The sequence below is a fragment of the Microbacterium sp. GbtcB4 genome, from assembly GCF_019091465.1.
In the GTDB taxonomy this organism is placed as follows: Bacteria; Actinomycetota; Actinomycetes; order Actinomycetales; family Microbacteriaceae; genus Microbacterium; species Microbacterium paraoxydans.
This window is the reverse complement of the sequence record NZ_JAGXJJ010000406.1, coordinates 1-244: the sequence shown is the minus strand read 5'-3', so window position 1 is coordinate 244 and position 244 is coordinate 1. Positions and strand designations below refer to the sequence as shown.

General features: G+C 69.7%; 1 protein-coding gene. It reads left to right on the top strand.

Features of this window, described 5'->3' with window-relative positions:
• A partial coding sequence (locus KVS71_RS18310; protein WP_217585248.1) for a hypothetical protein occupies positions 1-226 on the top strand: 226 nt, incomplete at its 5' end.
• Positions 227-244 lie beyond the last annotated feature (18 nt).

Genomic DNA, 244 nt, shown 5'->3' with positions numbered 1-244 from the left:
CGATCCCGATGGTTTCCTCGACGCGGTGCGCGCGGCCGCCCCGCACGGAGGAGTGGTGGTGATGTCGAGAGATGAGGACGTCCTCGCCGCGGCCTGGCAGTACTGCGTGGATCACACGGACCTGAACCCGGGCGAGCCGATCGTCATCACCGTCGGAGGTCGGCTGCTGACGGACGGCGAAGAGATCGGTGCCGTCGTGCGGGCCGCCCGCACATCGCTCTGTTGAGCCCGCTCACGGAGCCGC